Source organism: Candidatus Albibeggiatoa sp. nov. BB20 (genome assembly GCA_016744725.1).
Lineage (GTDB): Bacteria > Pseudomonadota > Gammaproteobacteria > Beggiatoales > Beggiatoaceae > Albibeggiatoa.
In genome coordinates, this window is sequence record JADGDW010000211.1 from 2,729 (window position 1) to 6,251 (window position 3,523).

General features: G+C 39.5%; 5 protein-coding genes. 1 reads left to right on the top strand and 4 read right to left on the bottom strand.

The window, feature by feature from the left end:
* The 4 genes from metH to ABXH34_RS17115 all read right to left on the bottom strand — a co-directional run.
* The coding region (metH, locus tag ABXH34_RS17100; RefSeq protein ID WP_353573096.1) for a methionine synthase at window positions 1-1,990 on the bottom strand (1,990 nt) is incomplete at its 3' end.
* 156 nt (window positions 1,991-2,146) lie between these two features.
* Window positions 2,147-2,350 carry a BrnA antitoxin family protein gene (locus ABXH34_RS17105; protein WP_353573097.1) on the bottom strand — a complete coding sequence of 68 codons (204 nt, stop codon included), beginning with the start codon at window positions 2,348-2,350 and terminating at the stop codon, window positions 2,147-2,149.
* Between the two features lie 150 nt (window positions 2,351-2,500).
* Window positions 2,501-2,908, bottom strand: coding sequence for a PIN domain-containing protein (locus ABXH34_RS17110; protein ID WP_353573098.1), 408 nt, complete (start codon window positions 2,906-2,908; stop codon window positions 2,501-2,503).
* The gene (locus ABXH34_RS17115) at window positions 2,898-3,086 is read right to left on the bottom strand and encodes a DUF2281 domain-containing protein (RefSeq protein ID WP_353573099.1); all 189 of its coding nucleotides are present in this window, start codon (window positions 3,084-3,086) and stop codon (window positions 2,898-2,900) included. Before ABXH34_RS17115 ends, ABXH34_RS17110 begins: the two co-directional genes overlap by 11 nt.
* A gap of 215 nt (window positions 3,087-3,301) precedes the next feature.
* Here ABXH34_RS17115 and ABXH34_RS17120 point away from each other — a divergent pair.
* A partial coding sequence (locus ABXH34_RS17120; RefSeq protein WP_353573100.1) for a hypothetical protein occupies window positions 3,302-3,523 on the top strand: 222 nt, incomplete at its 3' end.

A 3,523-nucleotide genomic window follows, 5' to 3' on the forward strand; every position in this document is an offset into this window, starting at 1 on the left:
CTAACGCATGTTCTAAACGCTTGCCCACCGCCCAAGTGCGCCATTCTAAATCTTGTTGATTAACCTTGGCTTTTCCGTCACCTTTATATTTTTCTGCCACATCAACTAAACGTTCGGTGCTGTCATCACGTTTGTTTAAAACCACATCTTCAACCCGTTCACGCAATTCTTTAGGTAAATCATCATAAACCGCAAGTTGTCCCGCGTTGACAATCCCCATATCCATGCCTTCTTTAATCGCATAGTAAAGGAATACCGAGTGAATCGCCTCGCGTAATGGGTTGTTGCCACGGAATGAAAATGAGACGTTTGAGACACCGCCCGAAATCATCGCATGAGGTAAGGTTTGTTTAATCTCGCGCACAGCTTCAATAAAATCAACAGCATAGTTGTTGTGTTCTTCAATCCCTGTGGCAACAGCGAAAATGTTCGGATCAAAAATAATGTCTTCAGGAGGGAAACCGATTTCTTCGGTCAAAATTTTGTAAGAACGGGAGCAAATTTCTAATTTACGGGCTTTGGTATCGGCTTGACCTGCTTCATCAAACGCCATCACCACCGCCGCCGCGCCATAACGCCTAATCAATTTGGCTTGTTCAAGAAACTTTTCTTCGCCCTCTTTCATCGAAATTGAGTTCACAATCGGCTTACCTTGCACGCATTGCAAACCCGCTTCAAGCACTTCCCATTTTGAGGAGTCAATCATAATTGGCACGCGGGAAATATCAGGTTCTGAGGCAATCAGATTTAAAAATTGCACCATCACCGCTTTAGAATCCAACAAGCCTTCATCGACATTAATATCAATGATTTGTGCGCCATTTTCAACTTGACTACGCGCCACATCTAGGGCTTTTTCATAATTTTCATTGACGATCAGTTTTTTGAATCGTGCTGAACCCGTGACGTTGGTACGCTCACCGACGTTGACAAAATTCATGGTGCTGTCGATGTTAAAGGGTTCTAAACCTGCCAACTTACAAATCTTTGAAACTTCAGGAATTTTACGTGGCGGATGCTTTTCAACTGCGCGTTTAATGGCGTTGATATGTGGCGGAGTCGTTCCACAACAACCACCAATAATATTGAGTAAACCAGATGCTGCCCAATCTTCGATTTCTTTCGCCATCGCTTCGGGGCTTTCGTCATATTCGCCGAATTCGTTAGGCAAGCCTGCGTTTGGATGGGCGGAAACGTGGGTGTCGGCAATGCGGGATAATTCTTCGACATATTGGCGTAATTCTTTTGCACCTAAAGCGCAGTTTAAGCCAATCGAAATTGGTTTTGCATGGCGTAATGAATTCCAGAAAGCTTCAGTGGTTTGACCTGATAACGTCCGCCCTGACGCATCGGTAATTGTGCCTGAAATCATCACTGGTCGGCGGTGTTGTGGATAATCGTCAAAATATTTTTCAACCGCGAAAATGGCTGCTTTTGCATTCAAAGTATCAAAAATGGTTTCAATCAGAATTAAATCCGCGCCACCTTCAATAAGCCCTTGAGTTGAATCATAATAAGCATCTACTAATGCATTATAAGTAACGTTACGTTTAGCGGGATCATTTACGTCTGGAGAAATCGAACAGGTTTTACTGGTTGGGCCTAACACACCCGCAGCAAAACGCGGTTTATCAGGATTTTGCGCGGTCATTTCAGCACAGGCTTGTCTGGCTAATTTGGCTGATTCAACGTTGATTTCATACGCCAAGGATTCCATACCATAATCCGCCATAGAAATGGTATTTGCATTAAACGTATTGGTTTCAACAATATCCGCGCCTGCTTCGAGGTATTTTTTATGAATTTCTTTAATAATTTCAGGTTGAGTTAAGGACAGTAAGTCATTGTTACCTTTGATGTCAGAAGCCCAATCTTTGAATCGCTCGCCACGATAATCAGCTTCTTGGAGCTTATAACTTTGAATCATAGTGCCCATTGCACCATCAAGATATAGAATACGGTCTTGTAATAATTGTTGAATAGTTGGCATTGATGAAACCTGAGTGTTTGCTTTTATTTATCAGACAGGCATTGTAACAAGAAAATGGGTTGCTGTTAAAAACTGTTACTCAATGCTTTCAATCGTTTAAATCCATTCTTCGGTTGTACTGCTTATTTGGCAAAATGTTTATGGGGAAAATGCACTTTAAGTCCACGTTAATTGTCGGTGTTCTATCGCACAATCTCGCAGATACAGATTAATTAAACTTTGATAGGGAATGCCTTTTTCTTGAGCCATAGTTTTGAAATAAGCAAGGGTGTCTTCGTCAATACGAAGGGTTATTTGCTTTTTTGTTTGTTTTGCATAAGGGTTGGGAATAGAGTTAGAAAAGTCATAATTATCGCGCATGATGAAATTTCTTTTGAAGATAATATTTTATATATCAATTCGTTACCAAGTTTTACTTGGTAATGCCTGCCTTTCAAGCTCTGCTTGACGTATGAATACTTGAAGCAGAGCTTCTTGGACATACACTACTAAACTGAGTTTGGTAGCGAGTTAAATTAATGGATTTTGGATAACTAATTGTTTTTCTATTAGCTGCCCATGCTGCAAATCTTCTGTAAATAGTGTTTCACAATTTTCCAATAATGCTGCACTGATAATTAGACTGTCCCAGTAAGAGAAATGGTATTGTTGTTTAATTTGCCAAGCTTTTTGGACTGTTTCTAGTGTAAGCAGGGATACTTTTGCTATTTCATTTACAGCAGCAATGATTGCGTTATCTGTTACTTTGTGTCTGAGTAATACATTTGAAAATTCATTTAGCACTTGCGTACTAATAATAACCTGACTGGTTTGATTGTTAAAAAATGAAACTGCCTTTTGATATTTGAGCTTATCCTTTTCATTAAAGAGCTTGGCATAAACGAAAATATTGGTGTCAACAAATACATTAGCGTTCATGTAGTTCTTCTCTTGTCCAGTTTTGTAATTGCTCTACTCCTATTGGTGTTGATAAAAATTGTTCAAATTGGTTATTTTTAGGTTGTGTTTTTGTGTATTTTTGTAATAGAAATTCATAGAAGTCGAGTAATTCAGTTTGGGCTTGTAATGGCAATCTGTTTAGTTCTATATTCTGCATATTGTTACTCTGGATAGCTGAGAATAAGCTAACTATAGCACTGTTTTTGTTAGTTGTCTGAATCAAGATTATTGGTAGGATTGATTGAAGTATATCATCGGTGGGCTTAGGTGTTTTTTGTTGTTAGAGTCAAGAAAATGAAACCGCTCGTTACCAAATTCTATTTGGTAATACCTGTTCTGCAAGCTCTGTTTGCACTCTCGAAGCAGAACTTCTTGGACATACACTACCAAACTGAGTTTGGTAGCAAGCTACTGTTTGATTCATATTTTATTCTCCTGATTATTGAGATTGATCATTTCTTTTTAGGGTATGTCTCTAATTCATTGAATTATAGCACTAAACAACCACCCGCTAAAGACGGGTGGGTTAGAGGCTTGGCGGCTGAAAGCCGGGATACAGGGCGACCAAGCCCTGTTGTCATTAAAGAATTAGTC

Excerpts from the sequence above, each read along its gene's own strand:
- ABXH34_RS17105 (WP_353573097.1), bottom strand. The coding sequence starts at position 2,350 with ATGCGCGATAATTATGACTTTTCTAACTCTATTCCCAACCCTTATGCA.
- ABXH34_RS17115 (WP_353573099.1), bottom strand. The coding sequence starts at position 3,086 with ATGCAGAATATAGAACTAAACAGATTGCCATTACAAGCCCAAACTGAA.
- ABXH34_RS17110 (WP_353573098.1), bottom strand. The coding sequence starts at position 2,908 with ATGAACGCTAATGTATTTGTTGACACCAATATTTTCGTTTATGCCAAG.